Raw genomic sequence first — 26,825 nt, 5'->3', positions numbered from 1 at the left:
TTACGTGAAACTTGTTTATGGGGGCTGTTATTCGACATTTAAAGAGTGACTGAGTACTAGTAGTCGGTCAATGTCGTTTTGTCGGATGCACACAAGACTTACGATAGAACAAAATTGCAGGGTGGGTTGACCACTAGGCAATGCGCCACAATACGTCTATTGGACATTGGCATTGCGCGTTGATTAGCGGTTTCTGTTGGTGCAAACCAATCTACAAGCGCTCTTAGGTAAAGAAACGCTATAAACACAAGGTTAACCCTGTTAATTGCTGATATTTTTCTTTACCTAGGTGCAGTTTACTTAAAAAATACACTAAAATCTGTGAACTTTTACCGTGTGGTGTGTGAATTAGTTCACTTGACTTTTTGAATTTTATCTGATTCGGCAATCCAGCCCGCTATAAAGCTACGAACTAATAAGATGCGGCTAGCGTCACGCTGGCTGCCATCAATTGCACCTAATTTATGCGATACTGATAAGGCATAAATGCCATGAAGGCCGCCCCAGAGTGTTTTAACAGCCAATGTGCTGTCAATATCTGTGCGGTTTGGTAGAGTATCTATGACCAGAGAAGTAATGACATGAAAACTGCTATCCAGTTGTTGTTGATACCAGGGGGGTAATGCTTTGTTTTTAGAGGCAGTGTATTCAAATAGCAACTGCCATTTGTTAAAATTTTGTGTGGCGTAGTCGAAATAGTTTTTGGCTAAACTTTCCAATGCGCTGTGGGTATTTTTGCTCTGATTATGTTGCAAATAAGCGGTCATTTCAGCGAGAGTTTTTGTATTAATATGCAATACTACATCCCCCATGCTATCAAAAACCATATAGATGCTGCCAATGGTATAGCCGACAGCCAGCGCAATTTTACGGGCGTTTAATGCAGCATAACCTTCTTCAATAACGATGGTTTCTGCGGCGTGTAAAATCAGCGCTGCAATTTCTTCTAGGCTGTGTTTGTAACGTCTTGCCATATGCGTGCTGTGTTAGGGAGATTTGGCCAGCTGGCTATTGTGCATAGAATAGCTAAAGTAGACAATCAGTCCTAGAACTAGCCACACAGCAAAGCGCAGCCAAGTAAGTGCGGGTAAAAATAGCATCAGCGCACTGCAAGACAGCATACCTAATACCGGAAACAAGGGGCTAAACGGCGATTTAAAAGGACGGTGCAGATCTGGCTGGGTGATACGTAAGACAATAACCCCCAAACAAACCAGAACAAAAGCCGCCAATGTACCTATATTGACTAATTCGGCTAAATCACCCAGCGGTATTAACCCTGCTATTAACGCCATTATTACGCCGCACATAACAATCACTCGTACCGGTGTTTGGGTTTTGTGATTTACCTTGCTGAAAAATGGCGATAATAAGCCATCGCGTGACATGGCAAAAATAATACGTGTTAAACCGTAATACAACACTAACATAACCGTGGTAAGCCCTGCAATAACGCCAGTAGAAATCAATGCTGATGCCGAGTTAAAGCCAATCAACTTTAAAGCATGTGCTACGGGCGATGACACATTAAGTTCGGTATAGGGTACAACGCCGGTTAATAACGCTGAGACAACAATATAAATAACCGTACAAAAAGATAAAGAAGCAACGATACCGAATGGTAAATCACGTTGTGGATTTTGCGCTTCTTCAGCGGCGGTAGATACTGCGTCAAAACCCACATAGGCAAAAAATACCAACGAGGCTCCCGCCAAAACGCCGGTAGTTTTGCCATCTGGCAAGGTTTGAAACCAACCGAACGGCATAAACGGATGCCAGTTTTCAGGATGAACATGAAACACCGCCACACCAATAAAAATGCTGATGGTGATTAATTTTATAAGCACCATTGCGTTATTGGCTTTGGCACTTTGTTTAACGCCGATAATAAGTAATACCATAAGCAGTAAGATAATCGCTGAAGCCGGCAAATTAATTAATCCGCCTAGTTTAGGGGCTTTGGTGAGTATATCGGGTAGCCCAATCCCCATCGCCGTAAGTGCATTGTTAAAATATCCCGACCAGCCATTGGCTACTGCCGCCACTGAAATAGCGTATTCTAACAATAAATCCCAGCCGATAATAAACGCCATTAGTTCGCCAAACGCCGCATAGCTATAGCCATAAGCACTGCCACAACCACCGATTGCTGCCGATAATTCTGCATAGGCAAGGGCGGCAAACGCACAGGCAAAGCCCGCAATAACAAACGACAATACGATAGCAGGTCCCGATTGGGTGGCGGCCGCAATACCTGTTAGCACAAAAATTCCGGTGCCGATAATCGCACCTATGCCTAGAAAAGTGAGATCCCACGCGGATAAACAGCGATTGAGTGACTGCTCGTTATCGCTGTGTGTACGAATGTGTTTGGTGCGAAAAATTTGCAAGGTCATAAATCTTCTCGTGGGTTGTACGTTAGACGAGTGAGAGGGAAGATACACTATAGAAAATACCCGATAGTATCGAATATTATTGAATTACATCAAGCCAAAAAACATTAAACTGGCAATAAATACTAAGATTAAACCGCCTATCCAGAGAATTTTCTGGATGATTGTAATGTCATGCCAATACAGTTGGCTCATGGTTTTACAGCTGGTGCAGGTATCGGTTATGGAATGGAACAGTTTAACAAAGGCATGCGATAAACCGTAACAAACACCTACACCAATGGCAACGAGCAGATAAAACACGATGGTTTGAGTTTCGTGTACACCGGTATGAAAAATACTTTCAACGACGTTATCTAACACCACTTCGATGACTTCAAACAGGATATGTAAGGCTTCCAAAACCGAGCCGAATAATATATCGTAGGTGTTGATCAGTATACCCAAGATCAGACCCATCATGCTTAGTCTAAAAATAATCTGTCTAAAAGTTATCGATGTCATTTTGGCGGCTCATTTCATACGATAATAGTGGATTGTCGGCTAATTTACCAATGCTTTGACAACGTTTTCATGGCAATCTGCTGCCAACTTAAGGTGGGACAAAATGTAGGTTGGGTTGAATATTTTTTCTCAACCCAATATGACCAAGTCGTTGCTCATGTTGGGTTGCCAAACAGCAGACAGCCCAGCCTACTTGAGTATTATTGTTTTTTGCCCCGCTTTTTTAGTACATAGCCGCAAGATTTTATGTCTCTACGATGTGGTTTTTAGGGTTTTTTAGCCCACCCATGCCCTAGCATTCCTAAACAACCGCATCCATACGCCGTGTTCTTGCCAGTCTTTAGGATACCACGAATTTTGTAAGCTTCTAAAACAGCGCTCAGGATGCGGCATCATAATGGTAAAGCGGCCATCGGCTGTGGTCAGACCCGTTATGCCATCCACTGAACCATTGGGATTAGCCGGAAAATCCGTGGTGATTTTGCCATAATTACTCACATAACGCAGCGCAATTAATGGCGTGGCATCAGATGAGAATTCAGCGCGGCCTTCACCGTGCGCGATAGCCACCGGCATTCTGCTGCCTGCCATACCCGCCAATAAAATGGAGGGTGATGCTTGTACCTCAACCATTGCTACACGGGCTTCAAATTGCTCCGAGGTATTGCGTAAGAATCGTGGCCAATGCTCGGCACCAGGGATAATCTCTTTTAACCCCGACATCATTTGGCAACCGTTGCACACCCCTAAGGCAAAGGTATCGGTACGTTGGAAAAACGCGCTAAATTCATCGCGGGCACGCGGATTAAACAAGATGGATTTAGCCCAACCGCCGCCAGCACCCAGTACATCGCCGTAAGAAAACCCACCGCACGCGGCCAAGCCGATAAAGTCTTGCAAGCTGATACGGCCATGAATAATGTCGGTCATGTGGACATCGATACTGGCAAAACCGGCTCTATCAAACGCCGCCGCCATTTCCACATGGCCGTTAACACCTTGTTCTCTTAGAATGGCGATTTTAGGCCGACTGAGCGCAATAAACGGGGCGCTGATGTCCTCATTCATATCAAAAGTGATATGGGCATGGAGACCAGGGTCGTAGTTATCGCTTATACGCCCAAATTGCTGCTTGGCACACGCATTGTTATCCCGTAAGGCTTGCAACCGGTAACTGACTTCTGACCACATCTGTTGCAATGCGCTACGGTTGGCCGAATACAGCATTTTTCCGGCCAAGGATAGCGTTAAGTACGGCGCGACAATCACCTGGCCAATCACAAACGTGCAATCAATTAAACCGGCGTGCTGTAAAAAGCTCACCACTTCTTCACATTCTGACTGGCGCACTTGCAGCACCGCGCCCAGCTCCTCGTTAAACAAGCTGTCGAGAATATTATCACCGAGTTGATCCAAATTGAGTGCCGCACCCAAGCGACTTGCGAACATCATTTCGGCAACAGTCGCTAATAAGCCGCCGTCCGAACGATCATGATAAGCCAATAATTTACCTTGAGAATTTAATATTTGGATCGACTCAAAGAACGCTTTCATTAACAAAGGATCGTCTAAATCAGGGCATTGGCTACCGATTTGTCGATATACCTGCGCCAATACTGAGCCGCCCAAGCGATTTTTACCCGCACCCAAGTCAAGCAAAATCAGCACGCTGTCTTCGCCACTTTGCAACTGTGGGGTCAGCGTCAGGCTAATATCCAGCACGGGCGCAAACGCGGTAACCACTAACGATAGCGGCGCAGTCATGGTTTTTTCGCCGCCAATATCTTGCCACACGGTTTTCATTGATAAAGAATCTTTACCGACCGGAATGGCAATCCCTAACGCGGGGCACAGCTCCATGCCGATGCTTTTGACGGTATCAAACAGCGCGGCATCTTCGCCGTTGACACCGGCGGCGGCCATCCAGTTGGCGGACAATTTAACATCCCGTAGCGAATCAATACGGGCGGCGGCCAGATTAGTTAAGGCTTCGGCGATTGCCATGCGTCCAGAAGCCGGTGCATCAACGATGGCAATCGGTGCGCGTTCGCCCATCGCCATTGCCTCGCCAGTGAGTGCATGGAAACCGGAAGCGGTCACCGCCACATCGGCTACCGGCACTTGCCACGGCCCGACCAGTTGATCTCTTGCTACTAAGCCGGTAATCGAGCGGTCGCCAATATGAATCAGAAAACTTTTGTCGGCCACGGCAGGGAATGACAATACCCGTTTAATCGCGTCACTCAGATCAACACCGGTAAAATCCAAGGCTTGGGTGCTGGCTTTAACACGTTTAACATCACGGTGCATTTTCGGCGGCTTGCCAAACAGCAACGACATAGGAATATCAACTGGCGTACCGTCTAGCCATTCATCGTTCAAGGATAAATGTTGTTCTTCGGTAGCTTCGCCAATCACGGCAAACAAGCAATGTTCGCGTTCACAAAACGCGGTGAACAAATCCAGTGCCTCAGGCTTAATGGCGATGACATAACGCTCCTGGGATTCATTGCTCCAGATTTGCATGGGCGACAAGCCCTTGTCGGCGTTTTGTACGTTACGCAGCTGGAAACGCCCGCCGCGTTCGCAGTCATGGATAATTTCCGGCACGGCGTTTGATAAACCGCCAGCACCGATGTCATGGATGGAGATAATCGGCGTGTCATCCCCTAGCGAATTGCAATGGTTGATGACTTCCTGGCAACGGCGCTGCATTTCAGGGTTTTCGCGTTGCACCGAGGCAAAGTCCAAATCTTCCGTACCCGCACCGGAAGCTTGTGACGAGGCCGCGCCGCCACCCAAACCAATCAACATGGTAGGGCCGCCTAAAATAATAATTAACGCGCCGGTGGGGATCGGCTGTTTTTGCACCAGCATCGGACGGATATTGCCCATGCCACCGGCAATCATGATGGGTTTATGGTAGCCGCGAAATTGGTTAGTGCTGCCCTGTACCGGTTGTTCAAAGCTTCGGAAATAGCCGGTCAGGTTAGGGCGGCCAAATTCATTATTAAATGCCGCACTGCCTAACGGTGCTTGTAACATAATGTCTAAGGCTGAGGCGATGCGTTGCGGCTTGCCGTTATTGTCTTCCCAGGGTTGCGAATAGCCTGGGATTTTTAAGTGCGACACCGAAAAGCCCGATAAACCGGCTTTGGTGGCAGAGCCGCGTCCGGTTGCGCCTTCGTCACGGATTTCACCGCCAGAACCGGTGGCAGCACCTGGGTAAGGCGAAATAGCGGTGGGGTGGTTGTGGGTTTCCACCTTCATTAAAATGTGAGCCGCCTCTTCAACATAGCTGTATTCGTGGCTGCTGGCATCACGGATAAACATTTGTGCAGCCGGGCCTTCCATTACCGAGGCGTTATCGCTGTATGCCGACAAAATACCCTGCGGACTTTTGGCGGCCGTGTTGCGTATCATGCTGAACAGCGATTTGGCTTGTGCCACGTCGTCTATCGTCCAGTCGGCATTAAAGATTTTATGGCGGCAATGTTCGGAATTGATTTGCGCAAACATCATCAATTCAACATCGGTAGGATCTCGGCCTAAACTCTGAAAGCTGTTGGCTAAATAATCCATTTCATCGTCTGATAATGCCAAGCCTAAATCTACGTTGGCGTTCACTAGTGCATCGCGGCCTTGCGCCATAAGAGCCACACTGGCTAACGGTTGTGGTGGGTTTTTACTGAATAAATCCGGCTCAATATAGGCGTTGATGACATCTTGGGTCATACGGTCGTAGAGCCAGGCAGATAGCTGGGCTTTTACAAAAATAGACAATGGCTTTTTGCTGACTAAGGTGTATTCAATGCAGCGCTCTATGCGTTTAACATCTACCAAGCCACAACGCTGGGCAATTTCAGTGGCTTTACTAGACCACGGTGAAATCGTACCAGAGCGCGGCACTACCAATAATTTTTCGCCGTTTGGCGCGTGGGTTAATGGCGATCCATAGGTTAATAGCTGGTTTAAAACAGATGTATCGTTATCGCACAGCTCCAGCTCATTATCAACAAAATGAATGAATTGCGCGGTAATATCCAGCAAGTCAGGGGCAATAGCGCGTAAGTCGGCACGCAATTTTTCAATACGAAAAGGCGAAAGGGCGGCAGGTCCAGAAATTTTTAGCATGTAAGAGCAGTTCAGTACAGGTCAAACCAGCGCAGCGCAGTTCAACAAAAGTGGAGTAACAGGGGATTACGCGGCGCTAATCCTGATTAGTTTTGGGTGTCGCTGTTAGGTGATTAGCATACTAAAATACGGTATGATTTAGTTTACTTTTTAGCCTCGGCAAAATCCGCTTTAATAGTTTTTTCCAGTGTATCCAGTAATTTCAGGCTGGCATCGGTATCTGCTAACAGTTTTAGTTTATCGTCAACCAGTTGTACTTCAATATAATCAGTGCTTTCTACCAGCGTGAGCCGATAGGGCTTTTCGTTAATTTCAAAACCTTTAAAGATGAAATTAATTTCGTCCATCCATGAGCCATCTTTGGCTTTTTTCTCATTGGGGTCGTATTGCACCGTATAGCGATGCGCTTCGGCATTGCGTTCTGTGACTTCAATTGAGTTACGGCTTAAGGCTTTATCCACTGCGCGCCAGGCTTTGAGCATGGCAACATTTAAGCGCAAGCGACTTGAACCGTCACGCTTGACCTGCTCAACAATGATGGGTTTTGTGCTATCGCCCGTGTTGTCAGGAACAGGGTCGGTATCTGAGGGTGGTCTGGGTTGTGCTAGAATCTCAGGGCTTAGGTCGTAAGCAGGATCGCTGTCTGTCACGGGTTGCGTGCTGTCGGGAGGCGTTGCTGTTGTGGCCTGTGTGGGCGGTGCTACGCTAGGTGCAGGCTCTGTGTTATCAGAAGAGGGCGCGGGTGTGGGTGTTGTGGGTGTTTGTGTTGGGGTGCGCGACGCGCTAGGGGTTCTAAGTTCCTTAGGCCAATTGAGCATAGGGATTTCTTTAACGTGTTGGTAGTCTCTTTCCTTATCAGGGAAAAATTGAGTAGCGCTACTACAAGCGGTTAAATTCGCTAAGATATAGCCAGCAACCGATATTAAAACAACGTTAGCTTTCATCACTCCCCCTAGATAACTCCAGCGCGGTGCATGGCATGACGCACAGTAGCAAAGCAGTTTTCAGATAACCAGGTTAACGGCAACCGTATGCCTTTGCTTATTAAGCCCATTTCGGCCAGTGCCCATTTTACTGGGATGGGGTTGGATTGGATGAATAAATTTTTGTGCAAGTCGGCGAGTTTTGCATCTATGGCCAACGCGGTGTCGTTGTCGCCACGCATGGCAGCGCTAATCATCTCGTGTACTAACCGTGGTGCCACATTGCCGGTAACGGTGATGCTGCCGTTGCCGCCTAGCAAACAAAATTCACGACTGGTCGCATCATCGCCGGTATACAGCGCGAAATCTGCACCGGTTAAATCGCGGATTTGTTTCACGCGTGATAAGTCACCGGTGGCTTCCTTTACGCCGACGATATTATTAATGTGCGAAAGACTGCCTACGGTTTCTGGTAGCATATCGCAGGCGGTACGACCAGGCACGTTATATAAAATCTGTGGAACATCAACCGCCTCAGCGATAGCTTTGTGGTGTAAATACAAGCCTTCTTGGGTTGGTTTGTTGTAGTACGGCGTTACAATTAAACAGGCATCAGCACCAACGTGTTTGGCTTTGCGAGTTAGATTAATGGCTTCTGTGGTGGAGTTAGCCCCTGTGCCAGCAATTACCGGTATTCTACCTTTGACATATTCAACTATGCTTTTAATGACAGCACAATGTTCGTTTTCGTCCAGTGTTGCCGACTCACCCGTAGTTCCAACGGCAACCAGTGCATCAGTGCCCTCTGCGATATGAAACTCAACCAGTTTTTTTAGGCTGTCTTGGTCGACTGCGCCTGATGCGTGCATGGGGGTGACTAGCGCTACGATACTACCTTGAATCATGAAGTCTCTCGATCAATAAATGCAATAACAAAACTGAGTTTATTATAACAAGCAAATAGCTAAAAAAGGTAAAGCTATCAGCAGTACGGGCGAAATAGCGGGTCATTGGCGAGTATGCGTTTACTTCCCTCTTTGAAAAAGGGGGAAAGTTTACGAGGGGGTGGAGGGGGATTTATTTAAAAAAATATCCCCTAACTCCTCTTTTTCAAAGAGGGGGACTGAACGGTTACATTGGCGATTGTTGTGGCATAAGTAAAAGTTTTATAAAAAGGTGTTGTCATTCAGATTAGGTTCATTTTGTTAAATTAAAATGATTGCCAATCAAGGCAGCCCTATTTTGTTAATTAATTGGATAGTAATGTTATGTTAATGATGGCTTTTTTAGTTTTTTTAGCGGCTTTATCGATGTTTTTTTCGTCTTTATAGTCATTAAATAACAGTGTCTTGTGTTAAGTACTGTAACGTTAATTTAATAATTAAGGAGATTTGTAATGAAAGTAACAACAGTTTTAGGTATGGGTTTGGCGGGTGTTATGGCATCTGTATTTATGGGGGGTAATGCGCTGGCTGCTTCAACCGTCGTTGGCGGGGCAGCGTGTCATTATTATGATGGTAATGATGTGAGTAACATTGAATATCTCAGCTACGGGGTTCTTAATACGTCAACCATAGCAAACAACGTAAAAAAAGTGGTTTGTCCGGTAACTAAGCAATCCAGTAATTTTGGCGGGCTGACCGTAAAGGTCAATTTGGATTCTAATGGCCCTAGAACGGTGAGTTGTACGCTTTATGGTTATGATGTTACGGGTAAAGCAATGGGGCTTAACACCGTTAGTAATAGAACAAGCGGTAAAGAGTCTTTAATGCTTAAGTTACCCACCAGTACACCGCGCAGTTATTTTAGTGTGGTGTGTAAATTGCCCTCCAATGAGGCTTCGGTACTGTACAGTGTTGAATCGTTGAATTAAGCTGATTTCCACGAAAGGCACAAAAAATAGTTTTATATTGGTTGGCTTTCGTGAACCATCCTTTGAGCAGGTTACTATTAGAAATCAACTTAGGGTACTGTGTGGTGCTTTTCACACTTCCAGGGTATGTTAAAAATTAACGGGCTAATAAAATGCAAACTATAAAACATGGTGTAATCGTACTTTTCATGCTGTCTCTTGCTGCGTGTGTTAATACGCCAAGGCAAAACACAGGTTATTATCCAACATCTGATGAAAACACCCGGTCAACACGGACTAATGAGAGACAAAATCAAGGTGTTGATACAAGCAATGAGGGCAGGCGGATCAGAAAGGAAACGCAGGAAAGCACTGATTGGCAAAACAATTAATCATGCCAAAAATCTGATAAGGTGATTTCCAATAATGAACTTACCCAAAAGATTGTTCATTAAAAACACGAAAGGCACGAAATATAAAGCCATTTTTAGTGCCTTTTGTAAACACCCACGATTTATTTGGGATATTCTTTCGTGGAAATCACCTAATAACGTATTGATTTTAGCTAATTGGCAGGGCTTCATGACTCGCGACAAGGATAGACAGATGCAGCGTTATTTCCATTTAATCTCCTCAGACGATGAATTTATTTAAAATTATACTGATTACCTGCGCTGTTAATTTACCTTTAAGTGTGTATGTTTCACGCTTAATGCCACCATCTGTTGCGGTGGTGCAGAGTGAACACCCCCCCGCAATTGCTGCTGCAACACAGGTTGTTCCGACAGTTGTAAATAATACAGTAAAGCCTGAGCACAATGAGGCTTTGGCGCGGCTTAAAACCCAGGTGCAGGCTTTAAGTGCAGATGTTGTGGCGCTACGAGAAGAAATGCACACGATAGTGAAGACAAAAGCCGCCGCCGTTATATTGGGGCGTGACGTTGATAATGTCGCACCGCCCAGCGAGGAAGCGGCTCGTGCTGAAGAGGAAAAATATTTTGCCGCCCAAGGTGTCGCCTTGGAATCGGATTTTCGTCAGCAAACTGTTGAGCTTAACTGGTCAACAGAAGCAATGAATTTGATCAGAACAGGGTTGGCCAGCGACAAAATCAGTGGCAGTGCGATTATTGGTTTGGAATGCCGTACCCGTACGTGTCGTTTGGAGTTGGCTAACAACGGCAAAAACCATGCGCCTGATTTTGTGGAGTTTCCTCAGCATATTGCCGACGAACTGTCTAATCTGATGATCAGCCAAACCGAAAGCACTGATGGCGCGACGGTTTTTTATCTGTCCAAAGAAGCGTTTACGCAGCCCAAATGAATGACTGAGGACTAGTTAATGCGCTCGTTTAACTATCGTGTTTTAATGCTCTGCTTAAATGACTTTGATTATATTCAAGGAGACGCATGTTCAATAAAACACCTTTACAGCCTACTAAAGCTGATCTGACTCCGCACTGGACAGCTGTTGCGCTCATGTTGCTTTTATTGGTGGGCTATCTGATTGCCTGTCGCACCATGAGCGCTGAGTTATCTTCTCTTTTGCCTGAGTCACAACGTGTTTGGTTAAGAACGCTGTGTTATATAGTCGCGATTGTGATGTTTCCGCTGACTAACTTAATTCGCCACATTCAACTGCGTTTAAATCAAACCATGCCGGGTGATAAACCGGCTAACAAACGCTATTTATTGACGATTGTGGTATCGTTGTTTTTAATACACGGTGTCGGTGTATTGGGTGTGATAATGACATTACTGGGCGATGATAGCAATACGTTGTATATTTTGGTAGGCATGTCGGCTTTGGGAGCTTTTTTGTATCGACCTAAGTGGGTTGAATACAGGGGCATTGTTACGGCGCTGGCTGAAAAAAATCGCTAGGCATTGTAAAGAAAGTCGCTGTTTATGGCTTTAAGCTGTTGCGGAAGTATTAAAAATAATCGTTGTTTTATGTGGGTAACACCGGATTTTCACATATTATTAACGATTTTAATCGGGTATCATGGCAGGTATTCAACTGACACAGACGCACATGACTTACCACACTGATTTTTTTGCCTTGGCCGAGCAACTGATAACTGCTGGGCGTTTTATTGATAGTAAAGGCTGGGTGCCCGCTACCAGCGGCAACTTTTCGGCACGTTTGCCAAATGGCACGATTGCAATTACCGTTTCTGGTAAGCATAAAGGCTGTTTGCAGCAGGATGACATTATGCTGATTGATGCCGATGCCATTCCGTTGGATGGTAAAACACCCTCGGCAGAAACCGAGTTACATACCGCACTTTATAAGCGTTACCCTGATGTACACGCGATTTTACACCCGCATTCTATGACCGCAACATTGGCTTCGCGGCTTTTTAAAACCGAAGTTATCTTACAAGATTACGAGTTATTAAAAGCCTTGCCTGGCATAAAAACGCATGACACTTGTATTAGCATTCCCATTTTTGCCAACGATCAAAATATTCCCCGCTTGGCGGCGCAAGTGGATAATTATATTGATCAGCACGGCGATATTCTGGCTTATATTATTGCCGGTCACGGGCTTTATACCTGGGGACATTCGGTACAACACGCCTTGCGTTATTTAGAAGCCTTGGATTTTTTATTGCTTTGTGAACTGCACCTACACGGAGTTAAGCTATGAGCCTATTAACTGTTTTTTCTGACAACCAAGCTGAATACGGCGAAAATTACCACGATTTTGCTGCAATAGCACAGCAACTGAGCGCTATTGATGTGCAATTTGAACGCTGGCAAACAGCTTTTGAGCTAGCCCCCGATGCTAGCCAAGCGCTTATTTTATCGGCTTATGAGGAATCCATTAATCGGTTAATGCAGCAGTATGGTTTTAAATCGGTCGATATTATTAATCTGACGGCCGATCACCCTGAAAAAATCACGTTACGGCAAAAATTTTTAGCAGAACATATTCACACCGATTTTGAAGTGCGCTTTTTCATTGATGGTTGCGGATTGTTTTCTTTGCATGTGGGCGACAAGGTATACGCAGTATTGTGCGAAAAAGGTGATTTAATCAGTGTGCCAGCACACACCAAGCATTGGTTTGATATGGGCGAAAATCCCAATTTTAAATGTATTCGTCTTTTTACCACGCCCGAAGGCTGGGTGGCGGATTTTACCGGTAACGCCATTGCCAAACGCTTTCCGACACTGGATCAAACCGTGGCCATGTTGTCATGATTAAAGCCATTGTTACTGATATTGAAGGTACAACCACGTCAATTTCATTTGTTAAAGATGTGTTGTTCCCTTATGCGCGGGCACATATAGCGGAATTTATTCGTCAAAATCAAGATGATTCAGAGGTTAAGGCGTTATTACAAAATGTGCGTGATACCGTGGTTGCGCAATTAACAGTGGATCAAATAATTAGTCAACTGATTATCTGGATAGACGAAGATAAAAAAATAACCGCACTTAAAGCCTTGCAAGGTTTAATCTGGGAAGAAGGCTATTGTCTTGGTGCGTTTACAGGCCATATTTACGCCGATGTTATTGATAATCTACGGGCATGGAAAGCCAGTGGCATTGATTTGTATGTCTATTCGTCGGGTTCTGTGCAGGCGCAAAAACTGTTGTTTGGCCACACAGAACAAGGTGATATAACCGCGTTGTTTTCCGGTTATTTTGATACTCATATCGGCGCTAAACAAGACCGTGCGGCCTATAGTAATATAGCCGAACAAATTGTCTGTTCGGCATCTAACATTTTGTTTTTATCTGATATTAAAGGCGAATTAGATGCTGCGCGTAGCGCAGGATTTAAAACATTGTGGCTAGTAAGAGAAGGTGAACTTGATGCTGATGCCGCGCATCGGCAAGTGAGGGATTTTGATCAAATTGGGCATTTAGTAATAAAATAAGCTAAATCGTTAGATTAAAATAGCTTCCGGCAGTTTAATAACTTCAATATCTGCCTGCCAAAGCTGCGAAATCACGCGCTTGGCTGTACCCGCTTCATTGCTACTCCAAAACTGCACTGAGCCTTGTGTCTGCCGGTTTGCTAACACAGTCGCCTTCTCTAAACGGGATTTAAGTTCGCGGGCAATGGCTGCGCCGGAATCAATCACTGTGACAGAATCTCCTGCAATTTCCTGAATAATGGGCGCTAAAAAAGGGTAATGCGTACAGCCTAACACAAGCATATCGACATTTTGCGCCACCAGCGGGTGTACATATTGGGCGATCAATGCGCGAATTTCATCACCTTTGAGGTTACCTTGTTCCACTAGTTCGACCAGCCCCGGACAGGCTTGGGGAATAATTGTCACTTGGCCTGCAAAGCGGGCAAATAAGATACGAAAATTATTGCTGTCTATGGTGCGGTTAGTGGCCAATACACCGATAATACCGGTTTGGCTGCGCTCCGAGGCTGGCTTAACCGCAGGCTCCATCGCAATCATGGGCACGTTGTATTTGGGGCGTAATTCTTTGACGGCGGCACCGGTAGCGGTGTTACAGGCGACCACAATGGCTTTAACGTGGCGGCTGACGAAAAAATCCATGATGGTTGCCGACCGCTCCAGAATAAATTCCTTGGGCTTGTCACCGTACGGTGCATGCGCCGAGTCGGCGACATAGAGCAAATCTTCTTCGGGTAATAGTTTCCGGATCTCACGCAATACCGAAAGACCGCCCACGCCGGAATCGAAAACACCTATGGGATTTTTGTGCATGCTATGATGATACTGTCGTTAACGGATGGATTTGAATAATAATAGGCTAAAGTGCAAATAATTCACGCATTTTTTGGCCAGGACTTTCCGCCCGCATAAAAGATTCTCCTACCAAAAACGCGTAAATGTCATTATCGAGCATTAATTGCACATCGTCTTGGCTGTGGATGCCGCTTTCGGTAATGATAATGCGCTCAGCAGGGATAGCCGATTTTAAATCCAGCGTCGTTTGCAAAGTCGTTTCAAAACTACGCAGGTTACGGTTGTTAATGCCGATTAATTTAGTATCCAGCGTCAACGCACGTTGTAATTCGTCGGCATTGTGGACTTCAACCAACACGTCCATGTCTAACTTGGTGGCGGTATCGGACAATTCGTGCATTTGGGCATCACCTAGCGCGGCCACAATCAACAAAATGCAGTCTGCCCCTAACGCGCGGGATTCATAAATCTGGTACGGGTCAATCATGAAATCTTTGCGGATGATGGGCAAAGGGCAGCGTTCTCTGACCATTTGCAAATTGGCTTCTGCACCCTGAAAAAACTCTTTATCGGTTAGTATCGACAGACAGGTTGCGCCATTCATCGCGTAATCCAGGCCGATAGTAATGGGCTGAAAGTTTTCCCGAATAATACCTTTGCTCGGCGAGGCTTTTTTGATCTCAGCAATTACACCGGGCTTTTTTGCGTTGACTTTAGCTTGCAAAGCTTTATAAAAACCACGCGGTCTTTCTACGCCTTGGGCAATATCTTCCAAGTCGCTGATGCTCATGCGCTGTTTACGGTTGGCCACTTCTTCGACTTTTTTGGCAAGAATTCTTTGTAATATATCTGGGGTATCGGTCATGGTTATCCGTGTGATAAAGTTTTCGAGTAGGTTACTAGAGCATTGAGCCTGGCTAAGGCAGAACCATCGGCAATAACGTGTTTTGCCTGTTCTATACCCTTTGCCAAGGAATCACTTAAATTGGCGGCATAAATGGCGGCGCCTGCATTCAGCAATACAATGTCTTTGGCGGCACTGGGTTTATTTTCTAACACCGATTTTACCATTTTTAGGCTTGCCGTGGCGTTATCGACCGACAATTCAGCCAAACTTGCCCGCTGTAAACCAAATTGTTCGGGCGTAACGCTATAAGTTGAGACAACGCCGTGTTTCAGTTCGGCAACATGGGTGTGTGAAGCGATACTGATCTCATCCAGACCATCCTCGGCGCTTACCACTAAAACATGCTGGCTACCGAGTTTTTTTAACACCTGCGCCAACGGTTCTACCCAGTGTTTAGCAAAAACACCAATTAATTGATTGGGCGCGCAGGCGGGGTTAGATAAAGGCCCTAGCAGATTAAACAGGGTTCTTACCCCCATTTCCTGACGGACATTAATAGTGTGCTTCATTGCACCGTGGTGCTTGGGGGCAAATAAGAACCCCACACCGATGTTGTTAACGCATTGCACTACTTGTTCGGTGGATAAGTTCAGGTTAACGCCTGCGGCTTCCAGTACATCGGCACTGCCGCAACTGCTGGATACTGAACGGTTACCGTGTTTGGCGACTTGCCCACCGGCTGCCGCCACCACAAAAGCGCAGGTTGTGGAGATGTTAAAGGTATTCGCGCCATCACCACCGGTGCCGCAGGTGTCGATGATATGGTCACCGTTTATCGGCACTTTGCTGGCCAGTTCGCGCATCACTTGTGCAGCGGCGGCAATTTCATCGACGCTTTCACCTTTGCAGCGCAGCGCGATTAAAAAACCGGCAATTTGTGCATCGCTGGCGTTGCCAGTCATGATTTGCCGCATGACATCGCGCATTTGTTCGCTACTTAGGCTTTGCTGGTTTAATAACAGGGGTAAGGCGTGTTTTATATCCATAAGATTGTCGTTAAAGCTGTTTTTCATGGCTACCAACGTAACGCGGGACAAAAAATAATAACATTCAAGTAGGTTGGGTTGAGAAAAGCGCTCAACCCAACCTACATTTTGCCCCTTATTAAACGGGTAGCTGTTTTTTGTTTGCTAAAAATCAAAATTTAAAATAACGATCCGTTTCCGCTTTAACTACTTTGGACAGCAATAACAAGCCGATAAGATTAGGTAAAGCCATCATACCATTCATTAGGTCAGAAATATTCCACACCAGCTCCAAATTTAGCATGGCACCAACCACCACAGCCGCAATAAAAAAGATGCGGTAAATACGGATAGCACGAGATCCCATTAAATATTCAATGGCTTTTTCGCCATAATAATTCCAGCCTATTAACGTCGAATAGGCAAATAAAGAGGTCGAAACAGCAACAATAATTTCACCTGTAGCCCCCAATGTTTCTGCAAAACTGGCGCTGGTCAATTGACCTGGGCTAATGCCTTGTGTCCAGGGTGTAGCAGTCAGGATAACCAGCGCCGTCATGGTGCAGACGACCAGTGTGTCGATAAAGGTTTGCGTCATGCTGACCAAAGCTTGTTTAACCGGATCTTGGGTACGGGCGGCGGCGGCAGCAATCGGTGCCGAACCCAGGCCGGATTCATTAGAAAACACGCCACGAGCAATACCAAAACGCATGGCGGCGGCAATGGTGGCACCTGCAAAGCCACCTGATGCCGCGATGGGTGAAAAAGCATGATGGAAAATAAGGCCAAAAGCGGCTGGGATTTCGGCTATGTTCAAGGCAAGCACCACCAGTGCTGCGCCCACGTAGCCAAAAATCATTACTGGGACTAAAAATGACGTGAATTTGCCGATGGAACGTATGCCGCCCAAGATTACCAAAGCGGTTAGTATCATTAATACCACACCGGTAATCCACGGCTGGATATGGAAAGTGGCCTCAAATATTTTCGCGGTGGCATTGGCTTGGGTCATGTTGCCGATGCCAAAAGTGGCCATGGCGGTGAATAAAGCGAACAACCAACCCAGCCACGGTAGGCCAGCACCCTTACTGATGTAGTACATGGGGCCGCCGCGCATGCCGTGCTCACCTTTTTCGCGGTATTTAACCGCTAGCACCGCTTCGGAATATTTGGTTACCATACCGACTAAGCCGGTCATCCACATCCAAAACACCGCACCAGGGCCACCGACCGAAATCGCTGTCGCCACACCGACAATATTGCCAATACCAACGGTTGCCGCCAATGCTGTCATTAAGGCGGCAAAATGGCTAATATCGCCATCGTCACCGTGTTCTTTATGGAAAACCAAGCGGAACGCTGCTGGCAAGGCACGAAATTGCAAGCCTTTGAGTAAAATGGTTAAATATAAGCCGGTGCCGACTAATAGCGTTAACATAGGTGGCCCCCATACCCAGCTTGATAAGGTTGCGACGAGTGTAGCTAAAGAATCTGTCATTGTTGTTATTCCGGCTAGGTAAAGAAGTCCTATGCGTAGGCATTAGGCTTATTGTCAATGCAAAGAAGTTTAGTCGCAATGTACTGAGTTGATGATTATTTGTAATGATTTATCAGCTGTTAATGCGTAACGCTATGGATTATCGTGCTAAACAGGCGTTTTGCCAAGGTGCAATTGTTAGTTTTGCACTGTGAAAAGTGATCCTATGCTATAGGACTGTGCAATGTGTATGAAAAATGTGAGGATTCAGAATCTAAGTGTGGGGTGTTTTTACTTTGACATAATAAGGCGGATGACGAAAAGCGTAAGGCTGTCAGATTTTAAAAATCTGACAGGTGTCTTAAGTGATTAGCCGATTGAGTTTATGTTATTAATTTGTTCTGCCGCCAAGGCTTGGTCGGGTTTATTATCATTATCAGGTTTTGGTTTATCTGGTTTTATACAAACTAACAGCGGAGAAATAAGCAAAAGAATACCACTTACAAAAACAGACAGCGATGCTTTGCCAGGCTGCATGTAGCTGTCCCAGTAGTAATCGAGCCAGCCTAAAAAAATTAATGGAAAGCCTAAGAGGCCAAACAGTGTTGAGATAACTGCCGAAAGCCAAGTGGGTATGGAAAAAAATAATTGCCCATAGGCAATAATTATCAATACGAGCAAGCATAAATCTAATGAATAGGGCATTTGATTAGTTTTCTCCGTAGGCAGACAAACGCTTAAAATATTATGTAATGGCAAAGTATTTTGTAATACCTTAAGCACATAAACGCTGTTCAAGCTCATCCAGACTAATCGTGCAGCTCTCTCCTTTTTCCAAACGCTCTAAGGCATCGCTTGCAAGGCGTAGGTCTTCTAAATCTTCAAGATAATAGGTAATAACTTCGCGTATCAGATCTAAGGGGTTTTTGCCAAGAGCACTAGCGGTTTTAGACAGTAATTGAAAAAGTGAATCATCCAGGGTTAGTTTTAAGGTGGTCATGTGTGTTCTCATAAAATTATGTGGTTTACTGAGTATCCATTCTTGGTATCCAATTAAAACACAGCAAATATTGAGCCATTTATTAAACCCGTTTAAAAACATTGTGCTATGCAAGCGCTCGTTTTTTTGTTTGGTTGAGTGTAGTGAATATTGACAGCAGGTGACAAAATTGCGTCACCCAGTGACAATCATGGGAGACTAATTTCACAGATGCTAAATCTCACGGTAAACTGATACAGCGTTTTCAACTTAGGACAGTTACAGCTACCGTTCGTGCTGAGCTTGTCGAAGCATGAACGGCACACTTCGACAAGCTCAGTGCGAACGGTTACGCTGTAACTATTGAACTGTGAAAACGCTGTAGCTGTATTTTAATAACGACACGTCATCCGATTTTTAGCGTCATTCATTTTATTGATTCGTGGTTTTTATGCATTGTTGCAACGCTTTATTAGTTCTGATCATTTTTTTAACGGCCTGCACCGGCTCGCAGCTTAATAATCCTTACAGTGATACGGAAGGCTCACAATCGGTTTTATATCAATCGTTTGACGAGCGCCCCAAGCACATGGATCCTGCGGTATCTTACTCATCTAATGAATACGCTTTTATCGCGCAGATTTATGAGCCGCCGTTTCAATACCATTATTTAAAAAGACCTTATCAGCTAGTGCCCTTGGCAGCGAGTAAGATGCCAGAGATTCGTTATCTCAATGCCCAAGGCGAAACCTTGCCAAAAACTGCGCCAGACAGTGAGATTGCTTTTACTGACTATATTATTGACATTAAAAAAGGCAGTTATTACCAGCCGCATCCCGCTTTAGCACAAGATGCGCGTCAGCATTATTCATACCATAGCTTAACGACGGCAGAGATTGCTCAGGCTAACAAGCTCAGCGATTTTAAAAACACCGGCACACGCGAACTTATTGCCGATGATTATGTGTATCAAATTAAGCGCTTGGCACACCCAAAGGTACAATCACCCATAGCTGAGATTATGAAAGGCTATATTGTTGGGTTTGATGAGTTTGCTAAACAGGTTAGCGATAAGCCTAAAAATGCTATTAAAGACATGGCGATGTCTGGCGTGGCGGTGCTTAATGCGTACCAATATCGGGTAAGAATTAAAGGTAAATACCCGCAGTTTATCTTCTGGCTGGCGATGCCGTTTTTTTCGCCTATGCCGTGGGAAGCCGATGTGTTTTACAATCAGCCTGGCATGGCAGAGAAGAACATCAGTTTAGATTGGTTTCCCATTGGTACGGGTGCGTATTTATTAGCGGAGAATAATCCTAACCGACGAATGATTTTGCTGAAAAACCCGAACTATCATCTTGAAACTTACCCAAGCGAAGGTGAGCCAGGTGATCAGCAAAAAGGTTTGTTAATCGATGCCGGTAAATCGCTGCCGTTTATCGACAAAGTGGTGTTTATGCTGGAAAAAGAGACCATCCCGTATTGGACTAAATTTCTACAAGGTTATTTTGATGCCTCTGGCATCGCTTCGGACAGTTTTGATCAGGCCATACAATTTACCGGCAGCGGTGGCGTGGCATTAACATCATCTATGCTGGACAAAGGCATTCAGCTACAAACCACGGTGGAAACGTCGATTTCTTACTTGGGCTTTAATATGCTGGATGCCACCGTTGGCGGTAATAGCGAGCAAGCCAGAAAACTGCGTCAAGCCATTACCATTGCGGTCGATTACGACGAATATATTTCCATTTTTATGAATGGTCGAGGTTTGCCAGCACAAGGTTTTTTACCACCTGGTATTGTTGGTTACGATGACAGTCCGCAAAGTCATAATCCGTATTTGTACGATTGGGTCGATAATAAGTTACAGCACAAGCCTATTGAAGCTGCCAAGCAATTAATGACAGAAGCCGGTTACGCCAACGGTATTGACCCCAAAACCAAGCAATCAATGATTTTATATTTTGACACAGGACTTGCCAGTGTCGATGATCGGCCACGTTCAACCTGGTATCGCAAACAACTGGAAAAGCTGGGCATTAAATTGGTGATTCGTGCCACCGACTACAACCGTTTTCAGGAGAAAATACGCACCGGCAACGCGCAAATTTTTACCTGGGGCTGGAATGCCGATTACCCTGATCCCGAAAACTTCTTTTTCTTGCTGTACGGTGGTAATGGTAAAGTAAAGTTTGGCGGCGAAAACGCGGTGAATTATCAAAACCCTGTGTTTGATAAATTGTTTGAAACCATGCGTAATATGGATAACGGTGCGCAGCGTTACCAGATTATTCAACAAATGCAGGAGATTTTGCGCCATGACGCGCCGTTGGGTTTTGGCTTTTATCCCAAGAAATTTTCGCTGTTTCACAGTTGGTACAAAAATTTAAAAGCCAATTCAATGGCCAATAACGAATTGAAATATCTGCGTATCGACAGCGCCAGCCGCGCGGCAAAAAGACAGGCGTGGAATCAGCCGATTTTTTGGCCGTTGCTTTTGGGGGGTGTGCTATTTATAGTGCTGCTTATTCCCGCTATTTATGCGTATCGCCGCTACACCAAAGAGCCGTTACAATGATTAATTATATTATTCGCCGATTGCTGTACGCCATTCCCTTGCTGATTGGCATTAATATTTTGACGTTTGTGCTGTTTTTTATTGTTAACAGCCCTGATGATATGGCGCGGATGCAGTTAGGCCAAAAACACGTTACCGAGCAGGCAATTACTAACTGGAAGCAACAGCACGGTTACGATTTACCGTTGCTGTGGAATTCAACCGCTGCTGCCGAGGAAAAAGTCACCGACACAATTTTTTATCAAAAATCGGTGGGGTTGTTTTTGTTTCACTTTGGTGCATCGGACAGTGGTCGTAATATTGGCGCAGATATCAAGGAGCGTGCTTTGCCCAGTCTGGCTGTGGCCTTGCCTACTTTGTGCGTGGGTTTATTAGTTGATATTACTTTTGCTTTGTTAATGGTATTGTTTCGGCAAAGTTATATAGACCGAGTAGGTACGGTGCTGTGTGTGGTATTAATGTCGATTTCATCACTGTTTTATATTATCGGTGGCCAGTTTTTTATCTCTAAATTACTGCGCTTAGTGCCAATTTCTGGTTATGATGACGGTTTTGCGGCGATTAAATTTTTGATTTTGCCGGTATTGATCGGTGCGTTCTCTGGTATTGGTTCGGGTGTACGTTGGTATCGCACCTTGTTTTTAGAAGAAGCCAGCAAAGATTATGTGCGTACCGCACGCGCCAAAGGTTTAACCGAAACCCAGACGTTGTTTGGCCATGTATTAAAAAATACCATGATTCCCATCTTAACGGGTGTAGTCGTGGTATTACCCACGTTATTTATGGGCAGCTTGATTATGGAATCGTTTTTTAGCATACCTGGCTTAGGCAGTTATACGATTGATGCTATTACCAGTCAAGATTTTGCCATTGTGCGGGCAATGGTGTTTTTGGGCTCGGTGCTGTATGTACTGGGCTTATTGCTAACCGATATTTCTTATACGCTGGTTGATCCCAGGGTTAGGTTATCGTAATGAGTTTATGGTTAGCGTAGGCTACGCCGACTGCTTTACATCGGAGATAAGTTCTATGATTACATTAGATAAACCAGATAAGCTCAAGGTTGTAACTGACAATTGCATCTACTACGAATACACCAAAGCCGCCGATCCTCTCGGCTCTGGCGCTATCGCTAAAATTCCGTTTGCAGAATTTGGTAGCGAGCTGCATGAAACCGGCGGCACGCGAATTATCCCGCTTGATATAAGCGAAAAGCTAGGCTGTGAAGCGCCTGCAACCAGTCCTGCTCTGTGTGCTAACTTTGTGCGTATTTTGGCTGGAGAAGCGTTATCTACAAACTTTAACGCAACATCGCACATATTTTATGTGATGCGTGGCAGTGGTCACACTGAATTTGATGGCATGGATATACCCTGGAAAACAGGTGATTTTGTCGTGTTGCCGGTTGGTAAGGTAATACGCCATTTTGCTGATACCGATTCTACCTTTTACTTGGTTCATGATGAGCCGCTCCTGCGCTATCTGGGGGTTAAAGCCGATATTCAACGCTTTAAACCGACACTTTATACCGCCGAAGATTCTCTGCGCGAATTGGATAAAGTGCGAAAAGAAGCGGATGCTGTGAACCGAAGTCGTATTAGTGTGCTGCTTGCCAATAAAGAAATAGATCAAACGTTAACGGTTACCCATACGCTGTGGGCTATGCTCGGCGTGCTTCCAAAAGGCGCGGTACAATTACCGCACCGGCATCAATCAGTGGCTCTGGATTTAATTTTAGATTGTGATCCTGGTTGCTATACACTGGTCGGCACAAAAATTTCTGCAACAGGTGAAATAATAAACGCGACTAAAGTAGATTGGAAACCGTATTCAGTCTTTATTACTCCGCCAGGTTACTGGCATGCACATTACAATAAATCCTCTGGCGACGCGCATTTAATACCCCTGCAAGATGCTGGATTACAGACCTATTTGAGAAGTTTAGACATAAAATTTGTGCTGCCTAATGGAGACATTTCTGCACAGTAAAGCCCGCTACTTTGCAATAGATATTACCCAGATGTAACTTATCAACCCAGCATGTTCAATGACAGTCAATACCTCAGCGCAGTAATAAGAAGAATTTAATATCGGTCGTGTACAATACATTTGCCGTTTTGTAAAATTATTGGCGATGCCATTCGGTAAAATCTTAAATTGCAGTACAGTTCTAATTTCAACTCCCCTTTATGATGCGACTACTCATTCTGTATTTAGTTATTCTTGTTTTTTTAACGCTCAACCCTTGGCTGTTGCCCAGTTCGCATTCGGCAATAGGTTTTTTAACCTGGGATATGATTGCGCATGCGTCGGCTTACGGGGTATTGTCTACTGTGTTATTAATGACTTTTATACGTAAAGATTCATCATTGACACTGACCGCGTTGATTATTTTGGCTTGTGGCAGTAGCGGGATTCTTCTGGAATATTGCCAGTATTGGTTTACCTCAAACCGACAATTGTCCTTGCACGATGCGTTGTCTAATTTTACCGGCGCGTTACTGGGTGCAATAGCATTTTGGAGTATTCGTGGTGTTGTTTTTAAACACCGTTAAGACTTCTGATGACGGGCAAAAGCTCTCGGCTATGCACTTATACGCCGCTTATAACAAGTGATTTGGCGATACAGTGAAAAAAAATGTATTAATTACCGGCGCAGCTAAACGTATTGGTGCCAGTTGCGCTCGGCTGTTACACCAAGAAGGCTGTAATATTTTGCTGCATTATCATGTGTCACACCAAGAGGCTGAACAATTATGTGCCGAATTTAACCAAAAACGGCCAAACTCAGCCAAGCTCATGCAGGCAAATTTATTAAATACCCAGGCCTTGGCGCTGTTAGTGCAAGCTGCCAGGCTCAGTTGGGGAGGCGTAGATGTGTTAATTAATAATGCTTCGTCGTTTTATCCAACACCTTTAGCGCACACCACCGAGCAACAATGGGATGATTTATTAGGCACTAATCTTAAAGCACCTTTTTTTCTCTCTACAGCACTGGCAGAGTGTTTGGCTGATCGACACGGTTGCATTATTAATATCGTTGATATTCATGCAGAGAGGGGCTTGCCAGGGCATGCAGTGTACAGTATTGCTAAAGCCGGTTTGGTTGCAATGACGAAAGTGTTTGCTAAAGAATTAGCCCCTGCAATTCGGGTTAATGCGATTGCACCTGGCGCGATATTGTGGCCGGAAAAACAGCTATCCGAGCATGAGCAGACTGACATCATACAGCGTGTAGCGCTAGCGAGATGTGGTATGCCGGAGGATATTGCTAAAGCTGTGCGTTATTTGGTTAAAGACGCTGATTACGTAACTGGCCAGGTCTTTACGGTGGATGGTGGTCGAACTTTGTTTTACTGAATTTGCAGGTAAACATCGGCACCGAACTTTACGATTACTAAGGCTTCATCTGCAATTTATGACTTTCTTGATTTACATCAAAGCCCATTAATCTAAACATGTCACAGTGACCTCGTCGATAACATTATGACATCCTCCATATCTCATCTGTAGGGCTGCTTATTTAAATAAAATCTATTTAGGTGGATAGCCCTATTTTTTTGTAACGACAAACGGTGGAGAGCATGGCATAACGAATCCCATTGAGGAGTTATTATGTTCACTACAAAATTTCAATCACGCCGTCATTTCTTAAAACAAAGCGGCATCGGTTTCTTAACCCTTGCCAGTATGCCCAGTTGGTTGACCGCCGCAGAAAGTATGCACGGGATGCCAATATTGCCCCCCAGACCGGCATCGGCAAACTTTAAACCGGATGTTGAGCTTGAGCTGTTTTGTCAAGAGACCGAAGTAGCCGTTTTGGTAGGCCAGAAGACCCGTGTACAGCAATATTCCGCCAAGCTTTTGCACGGTCCAGAGCAAACGCTGACCGCAATACCCGGCTCTTTTTTAGGCCCCGTCATACGGTTACAGAAAGGCCAGAAAGTGCGGATTCACCTGCATAACCAACTGTCCGAAAATACTATTACCCATTGGCATGGCTTGCATGTGCCTGCCGACGTTGACGGCCATCCGATGTATGCCATTAGTTCTGGGCAAACGTTTGTCTATGAATTTGAAGTGGTTAATCGGGCCTGCATGGCTATTTATCATCCGCATCCGCACGAAGCGACCGCAACCCAGGTTTATCACGGTCTTGTCGGAGCTATGATTATTAACGATGAGGAAGAAGCCGCTTTGGGATTACCCTCTGGCGAATTTGAAATCCCTATTGTTATTCAAGACAAGCTTTTTGATAGCCAAAATCAGCTGATCTATTCACCCGGTATGCACGGCAGTATGTTTGGGTTTTATGGCAACAGAATTCTGGTCAATGGCCATCCTGAGATGCAACTGGAAGTTGCGAGCCGCGCTTATCGATTGCGTTTTCTTAATGGCTCAACCGCACGTATTTATAAGTTGGCCTGGGATGATGGTACACCGATTACCGTGCTGGGTGTCGATGGTGGCTTGCTGGAACAGCCCGAAAACATGCCTTACGTGATGCTCGCACCTGGCGAGCGCCTGGATGTGTGGGCGGATTTCAGTAACCGTAGCGTGGGTTCACAGCTGGTGATGCGTAGCCTGGCTTTTTCCGGTGTTGTGCCAGCAATGGGCATGGGTATGATGCGTTCCCAGGCTTATGGTTTACCGGTGGGTAGTGATTACCCCATTTTTACCGCACGCATCACCCAAAAAGTAACGGACAGCACCAAACTACCCTCAACTTTATCAAAAATAAGCCGATACAGTATCAGCGATAGCCATAATCCTAACCAGCCAGTGCCAATCACAATTTCTGAAGGTCACATGCAAATGCTGCTCAATGGTCGTCCCCATGCCTATAACGATGTTCAGGATAACGAACGCATCCCCTTAAACACCGTACAATTAATAGAAATCTTCCATGATCAGGGCGGTGGGCATGGCATGAGTGGAATGGGAATGGGTCGCGGTATGGGTATGGGTGGCATGGGCATGATGGGCGGTATGATGGCGATGGCACATCCCATACACTTGCACGGGCAGTCATTTCAAATTGTCAGTCGTAGTATCGATTCTGCTAATGAAGGCGGTTATGCCACGGTAAACCAGGGCTTTGTTAATAGCGGTCTTAAGGATACGGTGTTGGTTATGCCAGGTGAGACAGTGCGACTCATCAAGCCGTTTCAGGATTATAAAGGCTTGTTCATGTTTCATTGCCACAACCTTGAACATGAAGATATGGGTATGATGCGTGAGTTTCTTGTTGAGTAACGTTCAATGTGAACTAGTACTTAGTCATTTTTACTTTGTCGAGTAATATAAAATACTCCGTTCGTGCTGAGCTTGTCGAAGGATTTGTGGTTCATGGTTCGACAAGCTCACCACGAACGGTTTTTTAAAATTCACACTCGGCAAAATAAATGTGACTGAGTACTAATAC

The 26,825-nt window shown here is 45.2% G+C and carries 24 protein-coding genes; 12 read left to right on the top strand and 12 right to left on the bottom strand.

Features of this window, described 5'->3' with window-relative positions; genetic code table 11:
• Positions 1-353: 353 nt before the first annotated feature.
• The 6 genes from CRENPOLYSF2_RS06320 to dapA form a co-directional block, all read right to left on the bottom strand.
• A complete protein-coding gene (locus CRENPOLYSF2_RS06320; RefSeq protein ID WP_087143103.1) occupies positions 354-974 on the bottom strand; it encodes a TetR/AcrR family transcriptional regulator in 621 nt (206 codons plus the stop codon).
• A 12-nt stretch (positions 975-986) separates the two neighbouring features.
• Positions 987-2,396: an amino acid permease gene (locus tag CRENPOLYSF2_RS06315; RefSeq protein WP_087143102.1), complete on the bottom strand. Its 1,410-nt coding sequence runs from the start codon at positions 2,394-2,396 to the stop codon at positions 987-989.
• An 84-nt stretch (positions 2,397-2,480) separates the two neighbouring features.
• The gene (locus CRENPOLYSF2_RS06310) at positions 2,481-2,897 is read right to left on the bottom strand and encodes a hypothetical protein (protein WP_176371053.1); all 417 of its coding nucleotides are present in this window, start codon (positions 2,895-2,897) and stop codon (positions 2,481-2,483) included.
• A gap of 276 nt (positions 2,898-3,173) precedes the next feature.
• A complete protein-coding gene (purL, locus tag CRENPOLYSF2_RS06305) occupies positions 3,174-7,031 on the bottom strand; it encodes a phosphoribosylformylglycinamidine synthase (RefSeq protein ID WP_087143100.1) in 3,858 nt (1,285 codons plus the stop codon).
• A 143-nt stretch (positions 7,032-7,174) separates the two neighbouring features.
• A complete protein-coding gene (bamC, locus tag CRENPOLYSF2_RS06300; protein ID WP_087143099.1) occupies positions 7,175-7,975 on the bottom strand; it encodes an outer membrane protein assembly factor BamC in 801 nt (266 codons plus the stop codon).
• Between the two features lie 8 nt (positions 7,976-7,983).
• Positions 7,984-8,859: a 4-hydroxy-tetrahydrodipicolinate synthase gene (gene dapA / locus CRENPOLYSF2_RS06295; RefSeq protein ID WP_087143098.1), complete on the bottom strand. Its 876-nt coding sequence runs from the start codon at positions 8,857-8,859 to the stop codon at positions 7,984-7,986.
• 491 nt (positions 8,860-9,350) lie between these two features.
• Between dapA and CRENPOLYSF2_RS06290 the strand changes: the two genes are divergently transcribed.
• The 6 genes from CRENPOLYSF2_RS06290 to mtnC all read left to right on the top strand — a co-directional run bounded on the left by CRENPOLYSF2_RS06290 (position 9,351) and on the right by mtnC (position 13,696).
• Positions 9,351-9,827 (top strand): hypothetical protein, encoded by a 477-nt coding sequence (locus tag CRENPOLYSF2_RS06290; RefSeq protein WP_087143097.1) that lies wholly within the window; start codon positions 9,351-9,353, stop codon positions 9,825-9,827.
• Between the two features lie 691 nt (positions 9,828-10,518).
• Positions 10,519-11,127 carry a hypothetical protein gene (locus CRENPOLYSF2_RS06275; protein ID WP_140396817.1) on the top strand — a complete coding sequence of 203 codons (609 nt, stop codon included), beginning with the start codon at positions 10,519-10,521 and terminating at the stop codon, positions 11,125-11,127.
• Positions 11,128-11,213: 86 nt separating this feature from the next.
• Positions 11,214-11,687, top strand: a complete 474-nt coding sequence (locus CRENPOLYSF2_RS06270; protein ID WP_087143093.1) for a hypothetical protein — start codon at positions 11,214-11,216, stop codon at positions 11,685-11,687.
• Between the two features lie 151 nt (positions 11,688-11,838).
• Positions 11,839-12,456, top strand: a complete 618-nt coding sequence (locus tag CRENPOLYSF2_RS06265) for a methylthioribulose 1-phosphate dehydratase (protein WP_087143109.1) — start codon at positions 11,839-11,841, stop codon at positions 12,454-12,456.
• Positions 12,453-13,013, top strand: a complete 561-nt coding sequence (locus CRENPOLYSF2_RS06260) for a 1,2-dihydroxy-3-keto-5-methylthiopentene dioxygenase (RefSeq protein WP_087143092.1) — start codon at positions 12,453-12,455, stop codon at positions 13,011-13,013. The genes CRENPOLYSF2_RS06265 and CRENPOLYSF2_RS06260 overlap by 4 nt, the downstream gene beginning before the upstream one ends.
• The gene (mtnC, locus tag CRENPOLYSF2_RS06255) at positions 13,010-13,696 is read left to right on the top strand and encodes an acireductone synthase (RefSeq protein ID WP_087143091.1); all 687 of its coding nucleotides are present in this window, start codon (positions 13,010-13,012) and stop codon (positions 13,694-13,696) included. The genes CRENPOLYSF2_RS06260 and mtnC overlap by 4 nt, the downstream gene beginning before the upstream one ends.
• A 9-nt stretch (positions 13,697-13,705) precedes the next feature.
• Here mtnC and murI read toward each other — a convergent pair whose 3' ends face one another.
• The 6 genes from murI to relB all read right to left on the bottom strand — a co-directional run bounded on the left by murI (position 13,706) and on the right by relB (position 18,840).
• The gene (murI, locus tag CRENPOLYSF2_RS06250; protein ID WP_087143090.1) at positions 13,706-14,509 is read right to left on the bottom strand and encodes a glutamate racemase; all 804 of its coding nucleotides are present in this window, start codon (positions 14,507-14,509) and stop codon (positions 13,706-13,708) included.
• 46 nt (positions 14,510-14,555) lie between these two features.
• A complete protein-coding gene (gene trpC / locus CRENPOLYSF2_RS06245; RefSeq protein WP_087143089.1) occupies positions 14,556-15,356 on the bottom strand; it encodes an indole-3-glycerol phosphate synthase TrpC in 801 nt (266 codons plus the stop codon).
• Between the two features lie 2 nt (positions 15,357-15,358).
• Positions 15,359-16,384, bottom strand: coding sequence for an anthranilate phosphoribosyltransferase (gene trpD / locus CRENPOLYSF2_RS06240; protein ID WP_087143108.1), 1,026 nt, complete (start codon positions 16,382-16,384; stop codon positions 15,359-15,361).
• Positions 16,385-16,535: 151 nt separating this feature from the next.
• On the bottom strand, positions 16,536-17,861 hold the full coding sequence (locus tag CRENPOLYSF2_RS06235; RefSeq protein WP_087143088.1) for an alanine/glycine:cation symporter family protein: 1,326 nt from the start codon (positions 17,859-17,861) through the stop codon (positions 16,536-16,538).
• Positions 17,862-18,209: 348 nt separating this feature from the next.
• On the bottom strand, positions 18,210-18,545 hold the full coding sequence (locus CRENPOLYSF2_RS06230) for a hypothetical protein (protein ID WP_140396816.1): 336 nt from the start codon (positions 18,543-18,545) through the stop codon (positions 18,210-18,212).
• Between the two features lie 70 nt (positions 18,546-18,615).
• On the bottom strand, positions 18,616-18,840 hold the full coding sequence (gene relB, locus CRENPOLYSF2_RS06225) for a type II toxin-antitoxin system RelB family antitoxin (RefSeq protein ID WP_140396815.1): 225 nt from the start codon (positions 18,838-18,840) through the stop codon (positions 18,616-18,618).
• A gap of 430 nt (positions 18,841-19,270) precedes the next feature.
• On the opposite strand from relB, the gene CRENPOLYSF2_RS06220 reads away from it, so the two are divergent.
• The 6 genes from CRENPOLYSF2_RS06220 to CRENPOLYSF2_RS06195 all read left to right on the top strand — a co-directional run bounded on the left by CRENPOLYSF2_RS06220 (position 19,271) and on the right by CRENPOLYSF2_RS06195 (position 26,656).
• Positions 19,271-21,400: an ABC transporter substrate-binding protein gene (locus CRENPOLYSF2_RS06220; RefSeq protein ID WP_087143085.1), complete on the top strand. Its 2,130-nt coding sequence runs from the start codon at positions 19,271-19,273 to the stop codon at positions 21,398-21,400.
• Entirely contained in the window at positions 21,397-22,374 is a 978-nt protein-coding gene (locus CRENPOLYSF2_RS06215; RefSeq protein ID WP_087143084.1) for an ABC transporter permease, read from the top strand. The genes CRENPOLYSF2_RS06220 and CRENPOLYSF2_RS06215 overlap by 4 nt, the downstream gene beginning before the upstream one ends.
• Positions 22,375-22,429: 55 nt before the next feature.
• Positions 22,430-23,389: a cupin domain-containing protein gene (locus CRENPOLYSF2_RS06210; RefSeq protein ID WP_245807924.1), complete on the top strand. Its 960-nt coding sequence runs from the start codon at positions 22,430-22,432 to the stop codon at positions 23,387-23,389.
• A 200-nt stretch (positions 23,390-23,589) separates the two neighbouring features.
• Entirely contained in the window at positions 23,590-23,955 is a 366-nt protein-coding gene (locus CRENPOLYSF2_RS06205) for a VanZ family protein (protein ID WP_087143083.1), read from the top strand.
• A 73-nt stretch (positions 23,956-24,028) separates the two neighbouring features.
• Positions 24,029-24,760, top strand: coding sequence for a pteridine reductase (locus tag CRENPOLYSF2_RS06200; protein ID WP_087143082.1), 732 nt, complete (start codon positions 24,029-24,031; stop codon positions 24,758-24,760).
• 255 nt (positions 24,761-25,015) lie between these two features.
• Positions 25,016-26,656, top strand: a complete 1,641-nt coding sequence (locus CRENPOLYSF2_RS06195; protein WP_087143081.1) for a multicopper oxidase family protein — start codon at positions 25,016-25,018, stop codon at positions 26,654-26,656.
• Positions 26,657-26,825: the final 169 nt, after the last annotated feature.

Source organism: Crenothrix polyspora, from assembly GCF_900163755.1.
In the GTDB taxonomy this organism is placed as follows: domain Bacteria; phylum Pseudomonadota; class Gammaproteobacteria; order Methylococcales; family Methylomonadaceae; genus Crenothrix; species Crenothrix polyspora.
The sequence above is the reverse complement of the archived record's forward strand: the minus strand, read 5'-3'. Positions and strand labels throughout refer to the sequence as shown.